The sequence below is a fragment of the Citrobacter sp. Cpo090 genome, assembly GCF_030332665.1.
GTDB classification, from domain to species: domain Bacteria; phylum Pseudomonadota; class Gammaproteobacteria; order Enterobacterales; family Enterobacteriaceae; genus Citrobacter; species Citrobacter portucalensis.
Genome location: NZ_JAOWHK010000035.1, coordinates 362,430 through 382,613, shown reverse-complemented (window position 1 = coordinate 382,613; position 20,184 = coordinate 362,430). Strand labels below are relative to the sequence as shown.

The window sequence follows — 20,184 nt, the reverse complement described above, 5'->3', positions numbered from 1 at the left end:
GTTTCGTTCTTAGTGCAGAGTCGGTTTACGGACTTCCGGCGCGGTCGGCTGCTGACGCGTAAACGTGTCATGGCACAGCAAGGCAGCTACGCGCACGTATTCGATGATCTCTTCGAGCGACATTTCCAGCTCTTCCTGATCTTCGTCTTCGTCATATCCCAACTGAGCGATATTGCGCAGGTCGTCAATCGCTTCCCCGGTTTCGCCGGTCACTTTGTCGAGCTTCGGCTGCGTGACGCCAAGGCCCAGTAAAAAGTGGTTTACCCATCCCGCCAGCGCATCGGCGCGATCGAACACGCTGACGTCATCCCCTTCAGGCAGATAAAGCTGAAAAAGGAAGCCGTCGTCTTCGAGGGCATCACTGGTGGCAGAGTGCATTTTCAGCAGCGCCTGAGCCAACTCGTGACCAAAGGCCAGACCTTCGTTCGTCAGGTCGTGCAGCAGCGGCTGCCATGAGCTGTCGTTGTTTCCGCCGCAAATCATTCCGCTTATCAAGCCGTGCATTTCGGCCGGGGTTAATCCAGCCCCTTGTTGGTTCAAAAACTGGCTAACTTCGTTGTAACCAGGCATTTCGTTCTGTATAGACATAAGCATTCGTCATCAAAGGGAGGAATATTCATGGTATGCTACCACTTTGGACCCTGGTGGACCAGAAAAGGGCTTGTATCTTGATACCAGGGTAGCTATAGTGTCGCCCCTTCGCGGACCCACGGTCTGGAGACGAAGGCAGCGCAGTCAATCAGCAGGAAGGTGGCATGTCTGCACAACCCGTCGATATCCAAATATTTGGCCGTTCACTGCGAGTGAATTGCCCGCCTGAACAAAGGGATGCGTTGAATCAGGCCGCGGACGATCTCAATCAGCGATTGCAAGATCTGAAAGTTCGCACTAGAGTCACAAATACTGAGCAGTTGGTTTTCATCGCCGCGTTGAACATCAGCTATGAATTAACTCAGGAAAAAGCGAAGACGCGTGAGTACGCGGCGAGCATGGAACAACGTATTCGGATGCTACAACAGACCATCGAACAGGCGTTGCTTGATCAGGGTCGCATAACCGAAAAAACGGGCCAAAACTTTGAATAACACTTTTCGGTTTACTGTGGTAGAGTGACCGTGAAGACAAAATTTCTCTGAGATGTTTGCAAGCGGGCCAGTCCCCTGAGCCGATATTTCATACCACAAGAATGTGGCGCTCCACGGTTGGTGAGCATGCTCGGCCCGTCCGAGAAGCCTTAAAACTGTGACGACGCATTCACCTTGAACCAAGGGTTCAAGGGTTACAGCCTGCGGCGGCATCTCGGAGATTCCCTTCTACCTGGCAACAGCCATGACATTACTTTCTGAACTCCCTTTATCCCGACAAGAAATCCGTCAACTGATTCGGCAGCGTCGTCGTGCGCTTACCTCCGAACAGCAACGACAATACGGTCAGCAAGCCGCGACCCGAATGCTCAGCTTTCCCCCTGTTGTACTCGCTCATACGGTGGCGGTATTCCTCTCGTTCGATGGCGAACTCGATACCCAGCCGCTAATAGATCAGCTGTGGCGAGCGGGCAAGCGCGTCTATCTTCCGGTTCTTCATCCCTTCAGCCCTGGCAACCTGCTGTTCCTGCACTATCATCCGCACAGCGACCTGGTAACCAATCGCTTAAAGATTCAGGAACCACGGCTTGATGTACGTGACGTATTGCCGCTCTCACAGCTGGATGTACTGATTACGCCGTTAGTGGCGTTTGATGAAGACGGACAGCGCCTGGGTATGGGCGGTGGATTTTACGATCGAACGCTACAAAACTGGCAGCAGCATAAGATCCAGCCCGTAGGCTACGCGCACGATTGTCAGCGAGTGGAAAAGCTGCCTGTCGAAGAATGGGATATCCCGCTGCCTGCGGTGGTGACGCCGTCCAAAATTTGGGAGTGGCCAAGCGATAATTAACAGGATCAGCGGCATGATGACGTATCTCATCATCGTCCTTTCCTTTTTAGAGCCCCTGCTTCGCCAGGGGCTTTCCCGTTCCAGCGCTATGCTGCGCTCCTGGCGTAAATTCCTTTTATTGCTGTACAACACGCAGCACCGCCTTTAGTTACCAATTGCGGCAAGGCTCGAAAACAGGATGTATGCGTTACAGGAAGAGATTTTGAGGCCGGGAAATCAGAGGAAATAATGGGCAGGTCAACCGCCTGCCCATGTAGAGGAAATCAGTACAGCAGACGAGCGCGAATGGTTCCCGGAAGAGCTTTCATCGCCAGCAGCGCTTTCTCTGCCACATCTTCATCCGCTTCAATATCGATAACCACATAACCTACCTGTGCGGAAGTCTGCAGATACTGCGCGGCAATGTTGACGCCCTGCTCGGCAAAAATCTGGTTCAGCGCAGTCAGTACGCCCGGACGGTTTTCGTGAATGTGCATCAGACGACGACCGCCGTGCAGCGGCAGCGAAACTTCCGGGAAGTTAACTGCAGACAGCGTAGAGCCGTTGTCGGAATACTTGGTCAGTTTCCCAGCCACTTCCAGACCGATGTTTTCCTGTGCTTCCAGCGTTGAACCACCAATGTGCGGCGTCAGGATCACGTTGTCGAAATCACACAGCGGCGAAGTGAAAGGATCGCTGTTGCTTGCCGGCTCGGTTGGGAATACGTCGATTGCCGCCCCTGCCAGGTGCTTGCTCGCTAACGCGTCGCACAGCGCAGGAATATCAACAACCGTACCGCGTGCGGCGTTAATTAGCAGCGCGCCCGGTTTCATCAGTGAAATCTCACGCGCACCCATCAGGTTTTTAGTGGAGGCATTTTCCGGTACGTGCAGACTCACCACGTCGCTCATATTGAGCAGGTCGGAAAGATGCTGCACCTGCGTGGCGTTGCCGAGCGGGAGTTTATTTTCAATATCATAGAAATAAACATGCATCCCCAGCGATTCCGCCAGAATGCCCAGTTGAGTACCAATGTGGCCGTAGCCGATGATCCCCAGTTTTTTGCCACGCGCTTCAAACGAGCCGGTAGCCAGTTTATTCCACACGCCGCGGTGTGCTTTGGCGTTCGCTTCGGGTACACCGCGTAGCAGTAGCAGCAGTTCGCCAATCACCAGTTCTGCAACGGAACGCGTGTTAGAGAATGGCGCGTTAAACACGGGGATCCCGCGCTTTGCCGCAGCGCTGAGATCAACCTGGTTGGTGCCGATACAGAAGCAGCCAATTGCGACCAGTTTCTCTGCGGCGTCAATCACATCTTCAGTCAGATGGGTACGGGATCGCAGGCCAATGAAGTGGGCATCACGGATGGACTCTTTCAGTTGTTCAGTGTCCAGAGCGCCTTTGTGAAACTCGATGTTGGTATAACCTGCTGCACGAAGGCTTTCGAGCGCTTTTTGATGCACGCCTTCAACCAGCAGAAATTTAATCTTATCTTTCTCCAGTGATACCTTTGCCATTTCCCCGACCCTGTCTTTTTTTGTTCAAACTGATGTGTTGTGTGTGGGATTTTCATCCGTCTCTTCAACATATCAAAAAAAAATATTGCGGCAATATGAACGTTTGCGTCGCCATGCTGAAGAAATGTCATTCAGAGAGAAATGTCAGAGGAAAATACTGGCGATAACTTTTTCTTTGGAGAGATCGGCAGGACAATATTATAAACGTGACACAAGTCACCAAATTTGCCCTGCCAAAATTTTTTTAACGGGAGAAGACACTCCCGTCAGATCATTTTACGATAGTTTTCACGCCGTCTGGCGTACCGATCAGCGCGACATCCGCACCACGGTTAGCAAACAGACCGACGGTTACCACGCCCGGAATCGCATTGATGGCGTTTTCCATCGCGATGGCGTCGAGAATCTCCAGACCGTGTACATCAAGGATCACGTTGCCATTGTCCGTCACTACGCCCTGACGGTATTCAGGACGACCGCCCAGCTTCACCAACTGGCGAGCCACAGCGCTGCGCGCCATTGGGATCACTTCAACCGGCAGCGGGAAGTTACCGAGAATATCCACTTCTTTGGATGCGTCGGCAATGCAGATAAATTTCTTCGCCACGGAAGCAATGATTTTTTCACGGGTCAACGCTGCGCCGCCGCCCTTGATCATCTGCATGTGGCCGTTAATTTCATCCGCGCCGTCAACGTATACGCCGAGACTATCAACTTCGTTAAGATCGAACACGTGGATGCCAAGACTTTTGAGTTTTTCGGTCGAGGCGTCCGAACTGGATACCGCACCTTCAATCTGGCCTTTCATTGTGCCCAGCGCATCAATAAAGTGTGCGGCTGTTGAACCTGTACCTACGCCCACAATGGTGCCGGGCTGTACATACTGAAGTGCCGCCCATCCTACTGCTTTTTTCAGTTCATCCTGCGTCATGATCGTTTCGCCTGTGGTGTGAATTCAGGCGTATTATATACAAAAAATGGTAATTAACCCCTGTCAGCAAGCCGTGTTGTTAACTCATCGATGAAATAGCGCGCAATGGCGGGCATTCCTCTGCTTCCAGGAAATAGCACATAAATCTGCTTTGGCAGGCTACGCCATTCAGGAAAAAGCTGCACCAATGCCCCCGCCTTCAATTCCTCCTTACAGGCAGAAAGTGGTAACAATGCTACGCCATTTCCTCCTATCGCCGCCTGCAACAGAACGCGTAAATTATTTGAATGCAGACGCGGAGAAACCGTCAGCATTATCTCCTGGCGGTCATTAGTTAAATGCCACTGATGCGCCCGATCTCCACCATGCCTCACCATTGCCGGAACCCCTTCCAGATCGCTGATGCTTTTTAAATTAGGAAATTGGGCAATCCATTGAGGGCTGGCGACCAGAATATCGAACTGTGTATCAAGTTTTTTATAGTGCAACGAAGAATCAGGTAGCGATTCAGAACTGGCTGACAATGCAATATCAATACCTTCAGCAATCATATCTACCGATCGATTAACGGCAATAAGCTGCAAATTTGTCTGCGGCCAACGCGCAATAAATTCACTAATAAACTCACCCAGCCAGGTTTCCGCCATAAATACCGGAGCGCTAATCCGCAATGTCCCCTGCGGATATTCCTGTACCGCCTGTACCACCGCCCGCGCCCGCTCACTTTGAATGACCAGCGTCTGACATTCCTGCGCAAATTGCTCCCCAACAGTCGTCAGCGCCAAACGTCGGGTTGTTCGCTGGATAAGACGTACGCCCAGTCGCTCCTCTAATGCTGATATTCGTCTGCTGAGCACCGACTTAGACACCCCCGCACGCACAGCTGCCCGACTATAGCTGCCCTCTTGCGCAATCAATGCAAAATACCAATAGTCATTCCAGTCGATCATAATTGTTCTTTTATCACAACAATGAAGTTCAATATCAACTATTTAATCACCATTAAAACAACAGTTAAACTGATCTCACGCTTTTAATGAGATGAACAAAATGAATATTCTTCATATCGATAGTAGCCCGATGATCCACAGCTCAAGTTCACGAAAACTGAGCCAGGCGCTGACAACAGCTATCTGCCAACGCTTCCCCAAAGCCAATGTGATTAGCCGCGATCTAGGATGCATGCCGCCTCCCCATTTACGTGAAGAGACTTTTTTAGCACTTACGGGGAAATTAATATCACCGAATGCGCAAACGCAGCGTGAAGTGACAGATATCAAAAACTCGATTAAGGAGTTGAACGACTGTGATGTCCTGGTGATTGGCGCGCCGATGATCAACCACTCAGTTTCCTCTGGCCTAAAAAGCTGGATAGATCAGGTTTGCCAGGCTGGCCTGACATTTCGTTTCACGTCTACAGGCGCTGTTGGATTACTGACCGACAAACCGACGTTCATTGTGTCCACACGCGGCGGCATTTATTCAGATATTGAGCATCTGGCGTTAGATCATCAGGAAAGCTATCTACAATCGGTGCTGAATTTGCTGGGTATCACCAATATCCATATTTTGCCCGCAGAAGGGGTAGATAAAACAACCCCGGGCCGAACACTCGCGGAAAAAAATGCGCTGGCATTGATACCCGATATGCTGAAGCATGCGTTAAAGGGTCTGTAACCAATCAAAAATTGTGTCATAGTGCAGGACTAACAAAAATTTCAGGAGTGCGTCAAAGCAATGAAACGTCCGGACTACAGAACACTACAAGCACTGGATGCGGTTATTCGTGAACGAGGATTTGAGCGTGCAGCGCAAAAGCTGTGCATCACACAATCCGCAGTTTCACAGCGCATAAAACAGCTTGAGAATATGTTCGGACAACCGCTGCTGGTGCGTACCGTACCGCCTCGCCCAACCGAACAGGGGCAGAAACTACTGGCGCTTTTGCGTCAGGTTGAACTGCTGGAAGACGAGTGGCTGGGTGATGAACAAACCGGCTCAACGCCGCTGCTGCTCTCGCTGGCGGTGAACGCCGACAGTCTGGCGACCTGGTTACTTCCGGCGCTGGCCCCGGTACTGGCAAATTCGCCGATTCGGCTGAACCTGCAGGTTGAGGATGAAACCCGCACGCAGGAACGTCTGCGTCGTGGTGAAGTGGTTGGTGCGGTGAGTATTCAGCATCAGGCGCTGCCAAGCTGCCTGGTGGATAAACTCGGGGCGCTGGACTACCTGTTTGTTGGTTCTAAACCTTTCGCCGAGCGTTATTTCCCTAACGGCGTCACCCGCGCTGCCCTGCTGAAAGCCCCAGCGGTAGCGTTTGACCATCTTGATGATATGCACCAGGCGTTCCTGCAACAAAACTTCGACCTGCCTCCGGGCAGCGTGCCGTGCCATATCGTTAACTCGTCTGAAGCCTTTGTTCAACTGGCGCGTCAGGGAACGACCTGCTGCATGATCCCCCACTTGCAGATTGAGAAAGAACTGGCAAGCGGTGAGCTTATCGACTTAACGCCGGGCCTGTTCCAGCGCCGGATGCTGTACTGGCACCGTTTTGCGCCGGAAAGCCGCATGATGCGTAACGTTACCGATGCGCTGCTTGCGTACGGTCATAACGTACTGCGTCAGGATTAAACCGTTCATAACCTTAAGTGCCGGATGGGGGCGTAACGTCTTATCCGGCCTATAAGCCTTTACCCTCTTTTCATGCTATTCCCGCCACGTCTTTGAAATACATCACAAAATAAAGCACACCACGCGGCAAAAAACGACGCCTTGTTGGCTATTTTTTGCTGGCGACAAGCCAAATGAAAAAGCACACCGTATTCGCAAAGATTCAACTTATTGCGTAATACGGAGCAAAAAATGGCAAACGTGCAGGAGTGGCAAACACTCGCCAATAAAGAACTGAGTCGACGGGAAAAAACCGTCGAATCGCTGGAAAGACAGACGGCGGAAGGGATTGCCATCAAGCCGCTGTATACCGAAGCGGACCTTGATAATCTGGAAGTCACGGGCACCCTGCCCGGCCTGCCGCCTTACGTGCGTGGCCCGCGCGCCACCATGTATACCGCGCAGCCGTGGACCATTCGTCAGTACGCCGGTTTCTCTACCGCCAAAGAGTCCAACGCCTTCTACCGCCGTAACCTCGCCGCCGGGCAAAAAGGGCTTTCCGTCGCCTTTGACCTTGCCACTCATCGTGGCTATGACTCTGACAACCCGCGCGTATCAGGTGACGTCGGCAAAGCGGGCGTGGCGATCGATACCGTCGAAGATATGAAGGTACTGTTCGACCAGATCCCGCTGGATAAGATGTCGGTATCGATGACCATGAACGGCGCGGTGCTGCCAGTGCTGGCGTTTTATATCGTCGCGGCAGAAGAACAAGGCGTAGCGCCGGAACAACTCACCGGGACCATTCAGAACGATATTCTGAAAGAGTACCTGTGCCGCAACACCTACATTTATCCACCAAAACCGTCCATGCGCATTATCGCCGACATCATCGCCTGGTGCTCCGGCAACATGCCACGCTTTAACACCATCAGTATCAGCGGCTATCACATGGGTGAAGCCGGAGCGAACTGCGTGCAGCAGGTAGCGTTTACGCTGGCAGACGGCATTGAATACATCAAAGCCGCACTCTCCGCCGGACTGAAAATTGATGACTTCGCCCCGCGCCTGTCGTTCTTCTTCGGCATCGGCATGGATCTGTTTATGAACGTCGCCATGCTGCGCGCAGCACGGTATCTGTGGAGCGAAGCGGTCAGCGGTTTTGGCGCGACCAACCCAAAATCTCTCGCTCTGCGTACCCACTGCCAGACGTCGGGCTGGAGCCTGACCGAGCAGGATCCATATAACAACGTGGTACGAACCACTATTGAAGCACTCGGCGCTACGCTTGGCGGCACCCAGTCGCTGCATACCAATGCCTTTGATGAAGCGCTCGGTCTGCCCACCGATTTCTCCGCCCGTATTGCGCGTAATACGCAAATCATCATTCAGGAAGAATCAGAGATCTGCCGTACCGTTGATCCGCTGGCCGGATCGTATTACGTCGAGTCACTCACCGATCAAATCGTGAAGCAGGCACGCACGATCATCAAACAGATTGATGAGGCAGGCGGCATGGCGAAAGCGATCGAAGCCGGGCTCCCTAAACGGATGATCGAAGAAGCTTCCGCGCGCGAGCAGTCGCTGATCGACCAGGGCAAACGCGTCATCGTCGGCGTCAACAAGTACAAGCTGGATAAAGAAGATGAAACGTCGGTACTGGAGATCGACAACGTGAAGGTGCGCAACGAGCAGATTGCCTCGCTGAAACATATCCGCACCACCCGCGACAACGATGCCGTCAAGGCCGCACTCACTGCACTGACCCACGCCGCACAGCATAATGAAAACCTGCTGGCCGCCGCCATCAACGCCGCCCGCGTTCGCGCCACGCTCGGTGAAATCTCCGACGCGCTGGAAGTCGCTTTTGATCGCTATCTGGTTCCCAGCCAGTGTGTCACCGGAGTGATTGCGCAAAGCTATCATCAGTCAGACAAATCCGCCGATGAGTTCGATGCCATCGTTGCGCAAACCGAACAGTTCCTCGCGGAAAATGGCCGCCGCCCGCGTATTCTGATCGCCAAGATGGGTCAGGACGGCCACGATCGCGGCGCGAAGGTGATCGCCAGCGCCTACTCCGATCTCGGTTTTGATGTCGATCTCAGCCCGATGTTCTCCACACCGGAAGAGATCGCCCGCCTGGCAGTAGAAAACGATGTGCATGTAGTTGGTGCCTCATCGCTGGCCGCCGGCCATAAAACGCTGATCCCGGAACTGGTTACCGCACTCAAAAAATGGGGGCGTGAAGATATCTGCGTGGTAGCAGGAGGTGTTATTCCGCCGCAGGATTACGCTTTCCTGCACGAACATGGCGTGGCAGCCATTTATGGCCCCGGCACACCAATGCTCGACAGCGTCCGCGATGTGTTAACCCGTATCAGTCAGCATCATGATTAACGCCGCCACGCTTGAGGATACTGTCCGCCGCTTGCGACTCGGTGAACGGGCTACGCTCGCCCAGGCAATGACGCTGGTCGAAAGCAACCACCCGCGCCACCAGCCGCTGAGTACGCAATTGCTGGACGCGATTATGCCGTTCACCGGTAACGCCCTGCGCTTAGGGATCACCGGTACGCCGGGCGCGGGCAAAAGCACTTTCCTGGAAGCATTCGGCATGCTGCTTATCCGCCACGGATTACGGGTAGCGGTGATCGCCGTCGATCCCAGCAGCCCGGTCAGCGGCGGCAGCATTCTTGGCGATAAAACCCGCATGACGGAGCTGGCCCGCGCCGAATCTGCGTTTATTCGCCCGGTCCCTTCCAGTGGCCATTTAGGCGGTGCCAGCCAGCGCGCCCGCGAATTAATACTACTGTGCGAAGCGGCGGGCTTTGACGTGGTGATTGTAGAAACCGTCGGCGTTGGGCAGTCAGAAACCGAAGTCGCAGGCATGGTAGATTGCTTTATCTCACTGCAAATCGCTGGCGGTGGCGACGATTTACAGGGCATCAAAAAAGGCCTGATGGAAATGGCGGATCTGGTCGTCATCAATAAGGACGACGGTGATAACCATACCAGCGTGGCCATCGCCCGCCATATGTACGAATCCGCCCTGCATATTCTGCGCCGCAAATATGACGAGTGGCAGCCGCGGGTATTAACCTGTAGCGCCCTGGAAAAACGCGGCATTGGGGAGGTCTGGCAGGCGATAACCGACTTTAAAACGTGCCTGACCACCAGCGGTCGACTGGAAAAAGTTCGCCAGCAACAGGCGGTGGACTGGTTACACCAGCAGGCTGAAGAAGAAGCCCTGCATCTGTTGTTTGCCCGCACTGATTTCGACCGCTATTTCCAGCAGACGCTACAGGCCGTCAAAAACAATGATCTTTCGCCGCGCACCGGCCTGCGACACATCAGCGAATTTATCCAGCATCATTACTTTCAATAAAGAGAACATTATGTCTTATCAATACGTCAACGTGGTCATCATCCAGAAAGTCGCGGTTATTGAGTTCAATTACGCCCGCAAGCTCAATGCCCTGAGTAAAGTGTTTATTGACGATCTGATGCAGGCGCTGAGCGATCTCAATCGTGCGGACATTCGCTGCATCATTCTGCGCGCCCCGAGCGGGGCCAAAGTATTTTCTGCCGGGCATGATATTCATGAACTCCCCACCGGACGTCGCGATCCGCTCTCCTATGACGATCCGCTGCGTCAGATAACCCGTATGATCCAAAAATATCCGAAACCGGTGATCTCCATGGTCGAAGGCAGCGTCTGGGGCGGCGCGTTTGAAATGATCATGAGTTCCGATCTCATCATCGCCGCTGAAACGTCCACCTTCTCAATGACCCCGGTCAACCTCGGCGTACCGTATAACCTGGTGGGCATCCACAACCTGACCCGCGACGCTGGTTTTCACATCGTTAAAGAGCTGATTTTTACCGCTTCGCCCATTACCGCTCAACGCGCCATGGCGGTCGGGATCCTTAACCATGTCGTGCCAGTCGAGGAACTGGAAGATTTCACTCTGCAAATGGCACACCACATCTCGGAAAAAGCGCCGCTGGCCATCGCCGTCATCAAAGAAGAACTGCGCGTGCTGGGTGAAGCACACACCATGAACTCAGACGAATTCGAGCGTATTCAGGGCATGCGCCGCGCGGTGTACGACAGCGAGGATTATCAGGAAGGGATGAACGCGTTTATGGAAAAACGTAAACCAAACTTTGTTGGCCATTAATCACGTCCGAGGAAGGAGACGGCCATGAAACGGATGAGCGCCGAACAGGCGGCAGAAATTATCCAGCACGATGATATGGTGGCGTTTAGCGGCTTTACCCCCGCGGGTTCGCCAAAAGCGTTACCCACCGCAATTGCCCAACGCGCCTGCGAGCAGCATCAGAACGGACAGCCTTTTCAGATCCGCCTGCTGACCGGAGCATCAATTGGCGCCGCCGCTGATGATGTACTATCCGCGGCGGATGCCGTTTCCTGGCGTGCGCCTTATCAAACATCATCGGGCCTGCGCGAGAAAATTAATCAGGGCCAGGTGAGGTTTGTCGATCTCCATTTGAGCGAAGTGGCGCAAATGGTTAATTACGGCTTTTTTGGTGAGATCGATGTTGCCGTCATTGAAGCCTCCGCCATCGCGCCAGATGGCCGGATTTGGCTTTCCAGCGGTATTGGCAATGCACCCACCTGGCTGCTGCGGGCGAAAAAGGTGATTATCGAGCTAAATCATTACCATAATCCGCGCGTGGCGGAGTTTGCCGACATCGTAATACCCGGTGCGCCACCGCGGCGTAACAGTGTGCCCATATTTCATACCATGGATCGCGTGGGCAGCCAGTGCGTACAGATAGACCCGAAGAAAGTGGTTGCGGTGGTGGATACCGAGCTGCCCGATGCCGGAAATGCGGTGGATAAAACCAATCCGGTCAGCCAGCAAATTGCCGATAACGTAGTCACTTTCCTGCTGGCAGAAATGGCGCACAAACGCATTCCAGCGGAATTTCTGCCCTTACAAAGCGGCGTGGGCAATATCAACAACGCGGTGATGGCGCGGCTGGGGGAAAACCCGGATATTCCGCCTTTTATGATGTATTCGGAGGTGTTGCAAGAATCGGTGGTGCATCTGCTTGAAACGGGCAAGATAACCGGAGCCAGCGCCTCCAGCCTGACCATATCAGCCCCGTCGCTACAAAAGATTTACGACAACATGGACTTCTTCGCCAGCCGGATAGTGCTGCGTCCGCAGGAGATCTCCAATAACCCGGAAATCATTCGACGGCTGGGGGTTATTGCGCTCAACGTCGGTCTGGAGTTTGATATCTACGGCCATGCCAATTCCACACATGTTGCGGGTGTGAACCTGATGAACGGCATTGGCGGCAGCGGGGATTTCGAGCGCAACGCCTACCTGTCTATCTTTATGGCACCGTCGATTGCCAAAGGCGGGAAAATCTCCACCATCGTGCCGATGTGCAGCCATGTCGACCACAGCGAACATAGCGTTAAAGTGATCGTGACCGAACAAGGGATTGCCGATCTGCGTGGGTTATCTCCAATGCAGCGGGCGCACACGATTATCGATAACTGTGCACACCCTCTTTACCGGGATTACCTGCACCGCTATCTGGAGAAAGCGCCCGGCGGACATATCCATCACGATCTCAGCCATGCGTTCGATCTGCATCGCAACCTTCTCGAAACAGGATCGATGCTCGGTTAATTTGCACTACCGTCACGATCTTCAGCAATATGCTGGAGCATGGTGGCGGTATAGCGATGATTTTTCAGCGAATAGAGAAACTCCTGCATATACATGGGACTTCCGGGTGCATCGAAATACTTTAGCGTCGACGGGTTCACCAGCCGCCAGGCGAAATGAGGGATCACCGTCAAAAACTGTCCGCGCTCCACGGCGCTAATTTTGGCCATAAAGCTGTACGGACGGTAGATAATCGTCGGGTTGATCCCGCAGGGCCGCATGTATGCATCCAGCATCGCTTCAAAGTTGGCGCGATTCTGGAAGCGCATTTGCAGCCAGGGCAGCTCGCGCAGCAGATCCTGTGGCTGTTTTTCTTCGTAGCGCCGGGAAACGAGAAAACCCAAACGCAGAGGAGGCAGCTCGCTAATCGCCAGATTCTCCAGTTCCTGTACGCGGGGAGAAACGTGTTGCGGCGAGATAATAAAATCCAGTTTGCGATCGAACAGGTTATCAATCACCCCATTCTCGCTGAATTCAACGGCCTGAGCTGTCACACCGTCATACTTGTCACCAAGGCTAATCAACTGGTCAAAAATAATCGTTGGGTAGGTATTGTCGATACCGATAACGATTTCCCGCGAGCGGCGAGAGGCGTTATGGATTTCGTTATCAATGGCAGAGAGGCGCTGATAAACGGGAAACAGCTTCTGATACAGCTCTTGTCCGGCTTTATTCAGGCTGATGTTGTTATCTTTGCGGGTAAACAGCGTATAGCCGATTTGATCTTCCAGTGCGGCAATGCTTTTACCGAAAGGCGATGCGGTCATATGTATTTTTTCTGCCGCTCTGGCGATGTTATTGGTTTGCGCCAGCAGAATGAAATTACGCATCTTTTTCGAGATAAAAATATCCATAGCGTCCCCTTAAAAATCGCTATGGCCTATCCTCATTACGGCGAAAAAAAAGACTGGATGTGGGGTCTCATTTTTACAGTTGCTCACAGAAAAAACCCGGCTGGAAAGCCGGGTCTGCAATGATTACTGGGTTTTGGCTGGCGTTGCTGCTGGTTGCCCCGCCGTCGGCTCTATCTGGAAGACCACATCAACCTGATCGTCAAACTGAATTACCGGCTGTTCGTAGGTTTCCTGAGCGGATGTCGCAGGCGCCGCGTCTGCTTTCATCATCCGTACCATCGGGCTCGGTTGATAATTGGAAACGTGGTAGCGCACGCTGTATACGGGCCCCAGTTTGCTGTTAAAGCCCGCAGCCAACTGCTCAGCCTGATGAATAGCATCATCAATTGCCGCTTTACGTGCTTTGTCTTTGTAAGTATCTGGCTGGGCAACGCCAAGCGATACCGAACGGATCTCATTCAGACCGGCCTTCAGTGCACCATCGAGCAGCGCGTTGAGTTTGTCCAGCTGACGCAGCGTGACCTCAACGGTACGTACCGCACGATAGCCTTTGAGGACACTTTTACCATTCTGGTAGTCGTAGTCCGGCTGGGTGCGCAGGTTTGCAGCGCTAATATCTTTCTTCGCTATCTGGTTCTGTTCAAGGAAGGACAGATATTGCGCCACGCGCTCATCAGCCTGCTTCTTCGCTGAAGCCGCATCCTTTGCAGCAACGTTCACTTCAATCGCCAGAGTAGCGATGTCTGGTGTCGCATCCACGCTTGCCGTTCCGGAAGTCACGATGTGCGGTCCATTTGGCAACTCATTTGCCTGTACCGATAGTGCGCTGAATCCGACTAATGCCGCCAGGGCCATTATTTTGAACTTCACGGTCGTTCCTCCATGTTTCATTAATTACCCCAAAACTCAGGGCACATGCAGGCAAGCTTAGCCGATCTTGCTGCGTTGTCCATCAGACAACACTTAGTTGAACAACGCATGAACGTGCGCAACACCTTCTTTTGCCAACTGAAAAGCGATAAACCACATCACCAATCCTACCAGGGTATTGATGATGCGCTGTGCTTTAGCAGTGCGCAGACGCGGAGCGAGCCAGGCCGCCAGCAATGCCAGGCCGAAGAACCACAGAAACGAAGCGCTGACGGTACCCAGCGCAAACCAGCGCTTCGGCTCAACGTCCAGTTGCCCTCCCAGACTCCCCAGCACCACAAAGGTATCCAGGTAAACATGAGGGTTGAGCCAAGTCACCGCCAGCATGGTAGCGATGATTTTCCAACGGCCCTGCTTCATCACCTCGGCGCTGGCCAGTTCCAGGTTACTGCTCATCGCCGTTTTTAACGCCCCGAAACCGTACCAGAGTAAAAACGCCACCCCACCCCAGGTGACCAGCGCCATTAGCCACGGCGACTGCATCAGCAAGGCGCTACCGCCAAAGATCCCCGCGCAAATCAGCACTAAATCGCTGATAGCGCAGAGTAAAGCAATCATGATGTGATACTGGCGACGAATCCCCTGATTCATCACGAAGGCGTTTTGCGGACCGAGCGGAAGTATCATAGCTGCACCTAGTACAAGCCCTTGAAAATAATACGATAACACGTTAATCATCCCGAACTGTTTCTCTCAGGAGCAGACTATAGCGCGGGGAAAACATTAGCGGAAATGGATAATTTTAATCAGGGATAAGAGGAATTAATACCGGAGGGAAAATGCCGGATAACGGCTGACGCCTTGTCCGGCCTACAGCTTTTGTCGGCCCGGTAAGCGAAAGCGCCTCCGGGCACGCAATTACTCTGCCGCGCGCTCTTTCACACGCTTGAAGTTCACATCCATCTGCGGGTACGGGAAACTGATACCGTTGGCGTCAAACTCGCGTTTAATACGCTCCAGTACGTCCCAGTAGACGCTTTGCAGATCGCTGCTGTTGCTCCAGACGCGTACGACGAAATTAATCGAGGAAGCACCCAGTTCATTCAGGCGCACCGTCATTTCACGATCTTTAAGGATACGCTCGTCAGACTGAATGATATCGGTGAGGATTTTTTTCACCTGATCGATATCGGAGTCGTAGGCCACGCCGATGATAAATTCGTTACGACGAACCGGCTCACGAGAGAAGTTAATGATGTTCCCGGCAATGATTTTACCGTTTGGGATCACCACAATCTTACCGTCTACGGTACGCATAGTGGTGGAGAAAATCTGCACGTTGAGCACGGTTCCTGCTACGCCGCCGAGGTCTACATATTCACCCGCACGGAACGGACGGAACATCACCAACAGTACGCCAGCTGCGAGGTTGGACAGTGAACCTTGCAGTGCCAGACCAACGGCTAAACCTGCGGCACCAAGAACGGCAATCACAGAAGCGGTTTGTACCCCAACGCGGCCCAGAGCGGCAATCAGCGTGAACGCGATAATACCGTAGCGCACCAGTGCGGAGAGGAAGTCAGCAACGGTTGCATCAATTTTACGTGCCACCATCAGGCGGTTAACGGTGTTTGACACGATGCGTGCCACAATCATACCGATAATGACAATGGCGATGGCCGCAACGATGTTGACGGCATAGCTTAACAGCAGCTCCTGATTGCGGACCAGCCAGGTGCCCGCACCATTTATGCTGTCGACAACATTCAAATCTTCCATTCACTATTCCTTTTTTGCTTACCCAAACGGGAGAAATAAAGCCGCCCTGACGGGACTGGCAACCTGACAAGGGTAAACAATAAACCTGGATTTTGCCAAACAGATCACAGAATTCTCTGCCACCAGCATATTGAAATGGCAATAAAAAAGGCCCGCATTTGCGGGCCTCATGTCACGTAGAACGGCGTAAATTACAGAACGTCAACCGCGTTCAGTTCTTTGAAAGCCTGTTCCAGACGGGTGATCATGGTTGCCTGACCAGCACGCAGCCATACGCGCGGATCGTAGTATTTCTTGTTCGGCTGATCTTCGCCTTTCGGGTTGCCCAACTGACCCTGCAGGTAAGCTTCGTTCGCTTTGTAGTAGTTCAGAACGCCTTCCCAGGTAGCCCATTGGGTATCGGTGTCGATGTTCATTTTCACTACGCCGTAGCTTACGGAGTCTTTGATTTCCTGAGCAGTAGAACCGGAACCGCCGTGGAAGACGAAGTTCAGGCTGTTGTGCGGCAGGTTATGTTTCTTAGAAACATAGTCCTGAGAGTCGCGCAGGATGGTCGGGGTCAGAACGACGTTACCCGGCTTGTAAACGCCGTGTACGTTACCGAAGGAAGCGGCGATGGTGAAACGCGGGCTGATTTTGCTCAGCTCGGTGTATGCGTAATCAACGTCTTCCGGCTGGGTGTACAGTGCAGAAGCGTCCATGTGGCTGTTGTCCACGCCGTCTTCTTCGCCACCGGTGCAACCCAGTTCGATTTCCAGGGTCATGCCCATTTTGGACATGCGCGCCAGGTATTTGGAGCAGATTTCGATGTTCTCTTCCAGAGACTCTTCAGACAGGTCGATCATGTGAGAAGAGAACAGCGGTTTACCGGTTGCTGCGAAGTGTTTTTCACCCGCGTCCAGCAGACCGTCGATCCACGGCAGCAGTTTCTTCGCGCAGTGGTCAGTGTGCAGAATAACCGGAACACCGTAGTGTTCAGCCATCTGGTGAACGTGATGCGCGCCAGAGATAGCACCCAGGATTGCAGCGCCCTGAGGAACGTCGGACTTCACGCCTTTACCCGCGATGAAAGAAGCACCACCGTTGGAGAACTGTACGATTACCGGCGCTTTAACTTTTGCAGCGGTTTCCAGAACGGCGTTGATGGAGTCGGTACCAACGCAGTTAACTGCTGGCAGAGCAAAATTGTTTTCTTTAGCTACCTGGAAAACTTTCTGTACGTCATCACCAGTGATTACGCCTGGTTTTACGAAATCAAAAATTTTAGACATGTTGCGGGTCCTGTATCTTCGGCCTTGGAAAGGGCGCGCGCTCTATAGCACGCTAATAATTGGGCAGGTTTCCCTGCCCATTAAATTCTTACTTTTTAGCGCGCTCTTCGAGCATCGCTACTGCTGGCAGTACTTTGCCTTCCACGAATTCGAGGAATGCGCCGCCGCCAGTTGAGATGTAGGAGATTTTGTCAGCAATGCCGAACAGGTCGATTGCTGCCAGGGTGTCACCGCCGCCTGCAATAGAGAATGCTTCGCTGTCTGCGATAGCGTTAGCAACGATTTCAGTACCTTTGCGGAAGTTCGGGAATTCGAACACGCCAACCGGGCCATTCCACAGAATGGTTTTCGCATTTTTCAGGATGTCAGCCAGCTGCTGTGCAGAAGCGTCGCCGATGTCCAGGATCTGCTCGTCTTCTTTCACATCGCTAACGGACTTCAGAGTAGCCGGTGCAGTTTCAGAGAATTCAGTCGCTACGCGAACGTCGGTTGGGACCGGGATGTCGCAAGTGGTCAGCAGACGCTTAGCTTCTTCAACCAGGTCAGCTTCGTACAGGGATTTACCCACGTTGTGGCCTTGAGCGGCAACGAAGGTGTTCGCGATACCACCGCCAACGATCAGCTGGTCAGCGATTTTTGACAGAGAATCCAGAACGGTCAGTTTGGTAGAAACTTTAGAACCACCAACGATAGCAACCATCGGACGAGCAGGTTCTTTCAGTGCTTTACCCAGAGCATCCAGCTCAGCAGCAAGCAACGGACCTGCGCAAGCTACATCAGCGAATTTACCGATACCGTGAGTAGAAGCCTGTGCACGGTGAGCTGTACCGAAAGCGTCCATTACGAATACGTCGCACAGTGCAGCATATTTTTTGGACAGTGCTTCGTCGTCTTTCTTCTCGCCTTTGTTGAAGCGAACGTTTTCCAGAACCACCAGTTCACCGGCAGCGACTTCAACGCCGTCCAGGTAATCTTTTACCAGGCGAACCGGAGCAGACAGTTTGTCTTTCAGGTAGTTAACAACCGGAAGCAGAGAGAATTCTTCGTTGTACTCGCCTTCGGTAGGACGACCCAGGTGGGAAGTTACCATCACTTTTGCACCCTGTTTCAGGGCCAGTTCGATGGTTGGCAGTGAAGCACGGATACGCGCATCGCTGGTTACTTTCCCTTCTTTAACTGGTACGTTCAGGTCCGCACGGATAAAAACGCGTTTACCAGCCAGATCCAGATCGGTCATCTTAATTACAGACATGGTGAATCCTCTCGTTGATTCATAAAGTTTTGTCGACGCTCAAGCGTCGAGCCTGAAACCAATAGCAGCCATCGCTAACGTAGTGTCGAGCATACGGTTAGCAAAGCCCCATTCATTATCACACCAGACCAGCGTTTTGATCAGGTGAGCGCCACTCACACGCGTTTGCGTACCATCAACGATGGCGCTGTGCGGGTCGTGGTTAAAATCTACAGAGACCAACGGTAATTCCGTATAGTCAACTATACCATGAAATGCACCTTGTGCTGCTTTTTGCAGCAACTGGTTGACTTCACTGGCTTTTACTGGTTTTTTCACCGTCACGCTTAAGTCGATCGCCGTCACATTTATGGTCGGTACACGCACCGCTATCGCTTCAAAACGATCGTTAAACTGCGGGAAAATTCGCGTGATGCCCGCAGCCAGTTTGGTATCAACCGGAATAATCGACTGGCTGGCCGCTCGCGTGCGACGCAGGTCAGGATGATAAGCATCAATAACCTGCTGATCGTGCATCGCGGAGTGGATCGTGGTGACGGTACCAGACTCAATGCCGTAAGCATCATCCAGCAATTTAATGACGGGTATTATGCAATTTGTGGTGCAGGAAGCGTTGGAAACGATCCGGTGCTCAGCGCGCAGCTGATCCTGATTAACGCCATACACTACGGTTGCGTCGATGTCGTGACTACCAGGATGTGAAAAGAGCACTTTTTTTGCACCAGCGGCAATATGCGCCTCGCCGTGTTCGCGATTGCCGAAGACCCCCGTACAATCCAGCACGATGTCGACACCCAGTTCGCGCCATGGAAGCGCATCGAGTGTTCGCTCATGCAGAATGCGGATCGCGTCATCGCCAACGATGAGCTGGTCACGTTCCTGACGAACATCCCAGGCAAAACGTCCATGGCTGGTGTCATATTTCAACAAATGCGCCATGCCTGCAGCATCCGCAAGTTCGTTGATTGCCACCACGGTGATTTCCGCCCGACGCCCGGATTCATACAAAGCACGAACCACGTTGCGTCCGATGCGACCGAAACCATTAATCGCTACGCGTACGGTCATAGGTCTCCTGCAAGGATTTCTCAGAAACGATGTGGCAGACAGAGTAATGCAGCAAATCGCTCAGGGAAACCTTACCTGTCGCAAACTGCGACTAATTGGTTAATTGTCGAACATTTAATCGACTGAAACGCTTCAGCTAGAATAAGCGAAACGCGGAATAAAAGGAATGATTGTCCAGCAACAGAACACAATTATCTGACTTGCGTCACATTTCAACGCCCTTCAACGCTTAATTTATTCCATATTCCAGAATGACGAATAACCGTAACAAAATTATTTCGTTGTCGTGTTACACACCCTGATTTAAATCAGAAAGCCCCCTAACCAACATCTAATCACCAGCGCAAGGTGCGAGTCCCGGAACTCCTCAACGATGGCCGCAGGCGATCTGGATAGCAGACTGC

At 52.7% G+C, this 20,184-nt stretch carries 20 protein-coding genes and 1 other RNA gene; 10 read left to right on the top strand and 11 right to left on the bottom strand.

Translation table 11 applies throughout. The features are described 5' to 3' along the window. Positions 1-9: 9 nt before the first annotated feature. The gene (locus OGY83_RS20000) at positions 10-588 is read right to left on the bottom strand and encodes a YecA/YgfB family protein (protein ID WP_003026978.1); all 579 of its coding nucleotides are present in this window, start codon (positions 586-588) and stop codon (positions 10-12) included. 167 nt (positions 589-755) lie between these two features. On the opposite strand from OGY83_RS20000, the gene zapA reads away from it, so the two are divergent. The 4 genes from zapA to OGY83_RS19980 all read left to right on the top strand — a co-directional run bounded on the left by zapA (position 756) and on the right by OGY83_RS19980 (position 2,086). Next, positions 756-1,085, top strand: coding sequence for a cell division protein ZapA (gene zapA, locus OGY83_RS19995; protein ID WP_003026980.1), 330 nt, complete (start codon positions 756-758; stop codon positions 1,083-1,085). A 41-nt stretch (positions 1,086-1,126) separates the two neighbouring features. After that, a non-coding RNA gene (gene ssrS / locus OGY83_RS19990) (6S RNA) lies at positions 1,127-1,310 on the top strand. Positions 1,311-1,329: 19 nt separating this feature from the next. Next, positions 1,330-1,938, top strand: a complete 609-nt coding sequence (locus OGY83_RS19985; RefSeq protein ID WP_286636747.1) for a 5-formyltetrahydrofolate cyclo-ligase — start codon at positions 1,330-1,332, stop codon at positions 1,936-1,938. A 13-nt stretch (positions 1,939-1,951) separates the two neighbouring features. Then, positions 1,952-2,086 (top strand): hypothetical protein, encoded by a 135-nt coding sequence (locus OGY83_RS19980; RefSeq protein WP_286636746.1) that lies wholly within the window; start codon positions 1,952-1,954, stop codon positions 2,084-2,086. Between the two features lie 115 nt (positions 2,087-2,201). Here OGY83_RS19980 and serA read toward each other — a convergent pair whose 3' ends face one another. From serA to OGY83_RS19965, 3 genes are all read right to left on the bottom strand, one after another. Beyond that, a complete protein-coding gene (gene serA / locus OGY83_RS19975; protein WP_079938643.1) occupies positions 2,202-3,434 on the bottom strand; it encodes a phosphoglycerate dehydrogenase in 1,233 nt (410 codons plus the stop codon). 271 nt (positions 3,435-3,705) lie between these two features. Beyond that, positions 3,706-4,365: a ribose-5-phosphate isomerase RpiA gene (gene rpiA / locus OGY83_RS19970; RefSeq protein ID WP_003825479.1), complete on the bottom strand. Its 660-nt coding sequence runs from the start codon at positions 4,363-4,365 to the stop codon at positions 3,706-3,708. Between the two features lie 53 nt (positions 4,366-4,418). After that, positions 4,419-5,315, bottom strand: coding sequence for a LysR substrate-binding domain-containing protein (locus tag OGY83_RS19965; protein WP_286636744.1), 897 nt, complete (start codon positions 5,313-5,315; stop codon positions 4,419-4,421). A 100-nt stretch (positions 5,316-5,415) separates the two neighbouring features. On the opposite strand from OGY83_RS19965, the gene OGY83_RS19960 reads away from it, so the two are divergent. The 6 genes from OGY83_RS19960 to scpC all read left to right on the top strand — a co-directional run bounded on the left by OGY83_RS19960 (position 5,416) and on the right by scpC (position 12,647). Then, complete coding sequence (locus OGY83_RS19960) at positions 5,416-6,042, top strand: FMN-dependent NADH-azoreductase (protein WP_079938646.1); 627 nt, start codon at positions 5,416-5,418, stop codon at positions 6,040-6,042. Positions 6,043-6,102: 60 nt separating this feature from the next. After that, a complete protein-coding gene (gene argP, locus OGY83_RS19955; protein WP_079938647.1) occupies positions 6,103-6,996 on the top strand; it encodes a DNA-binding transcriptional regulator ArgP in 894 nt (297 codons plus the stop codon). Between the two features lie 231 nt (positions 6,997-7,227). Beyond that, the gene (gene scpA / locus OGY83_RS19950; RefSeq protein ID WP_286636741.1) at positions 7,228-9,372 is read left to right on the top strand and encodes a methylmalonyl-CoA mutase; all 2,145 of its coding nucleotides are present in this window, start codon (positions 7,228-7,230) and stop codon (positions 9,370-9,372) included. Beyond that, positions 9,365-10,360, top strand: coding sequence for a methylmalonyl Co-A mutase-associated GTPase MeaB (gene meaB / locus OGY83_RS19945; protein ID WP_286636739.1), 996 nt, complete (start codon positions 9,365-9,367; stop codon positions 10,358-10,360). Before scpA ends, meaB begins: the two co-directional genes overlap by 8 nt. Positions 10,361-10,370: 10 nt before the next feature. Beyond that, a complete protein-coding gene (gene scpB, locus OGY83_RS19940) occupies positions 10,371-11,156 on the top strand; it encodes a methylmalonyl-CoA decarboxylase (protein ID WP_003825473.1) in 786 nt (261 codons plus the stop codon). Between the two features lie 24 nt (positions 11,157-11,180). Then, positions 11,181-12,647 (top strand): succinyl-CoA:acetate CoA-transferase ScpC, encoded by a 1,467-nt coding sequence (gene scpC, locus OGY83_RS19935; protein ID WP_191213951.1) that lies wholly within the window; start codon positions 11,181-11,183, stop codon positions 12,645-12,647. Here scpC and srsR read toward each other — a convergent pair. The 7 genes from srsR to epd form a co-directional block, all read right to left on the bottom strand. After that, positions 12,644-13,540 (bottom strand): LysR family transcriptional regulator SrsR, encoded by an 897-nt coding sequence (gene srsR / locus OGY83_RS19930; protein ID WP_123267936.1) that lies wholly within the window; start codon positions 13,538-13,540, stop codon positions 12,644-12,646. The genes scpC and srsR overlap by 4 nt on opposite strands. Positions 13,541-13,663: 123 nt before the next feature. After that, a complete protein-coding gene (locus OGY83_RS19925) occupies positions 13,664-14,410 on the bottom strand; it encodes an oxidative stress defense protein (protein ID WP_003825465.1) in 747 nt (248 codons plus the stop codon). Positions 14,411-14,503: 93 nt separating this feature from the next. Beyond that, positions 14,504-15,139 (bottom strand): arginine exporter ArgO, encoded by a 636-nt coding sequence (gene argO / locus OGY83_RS19920; RefSeq protein WP_057102151.1) that lies wholly within the window; start codon positions 15,137-15,139, stop codon positions 14,504-14,506. 189 nt (positions 15,140-15,328) lie between these two features. Continuing rightward, positions 15,329-16,189 (bottom strand): small-conductance mechanosensitive channel MscS, encoded by an 861-nt coding sequence (locus tag OGY83_RS19915; RefSeq protein ID WP_079938656.1) that lies wholly within the window; start codon positions 16,187-16,189, stop codon positions 15,329-15,331. 191 nt (positions 16,190-16,380) lie between these two features. After that, entirely contained in the window at positions 16,381-17,460 is a 1,080-nt protein-coding gene (gene fbaA, locus OGY83_RS19910) for a class II fructose-bisphosphate aldolase (protein WP_003027029.1), read from the bottom strand. 88 nt (positions 17,461-17,548) lie between these two features. Continuing rightward, entirely contained in the window at positions 17,549-18,712 is a 1,164-nt protein-coding gene (pgk, locus tag OGY83_RS19905) for a phosphoglycerate kinase (protein ID WP_079938663.1), read from the bottom strand. 39 nt (positions 18,713-18,751) lie between these two features. Next, a complete protein-coding gene (gene epd / locus OGY83_RS19900; RefSeq protein ID WP_008785759.1) occupies positions 18,752-19,780 on the bottom strand; it encodes an erythrose-4-phosphate dehydrogenase in 1,029 nt (342 codons plus the stop codon). Between the last annotated feature and the right edge of the window lie 404 nt (positions 19,781-20,184).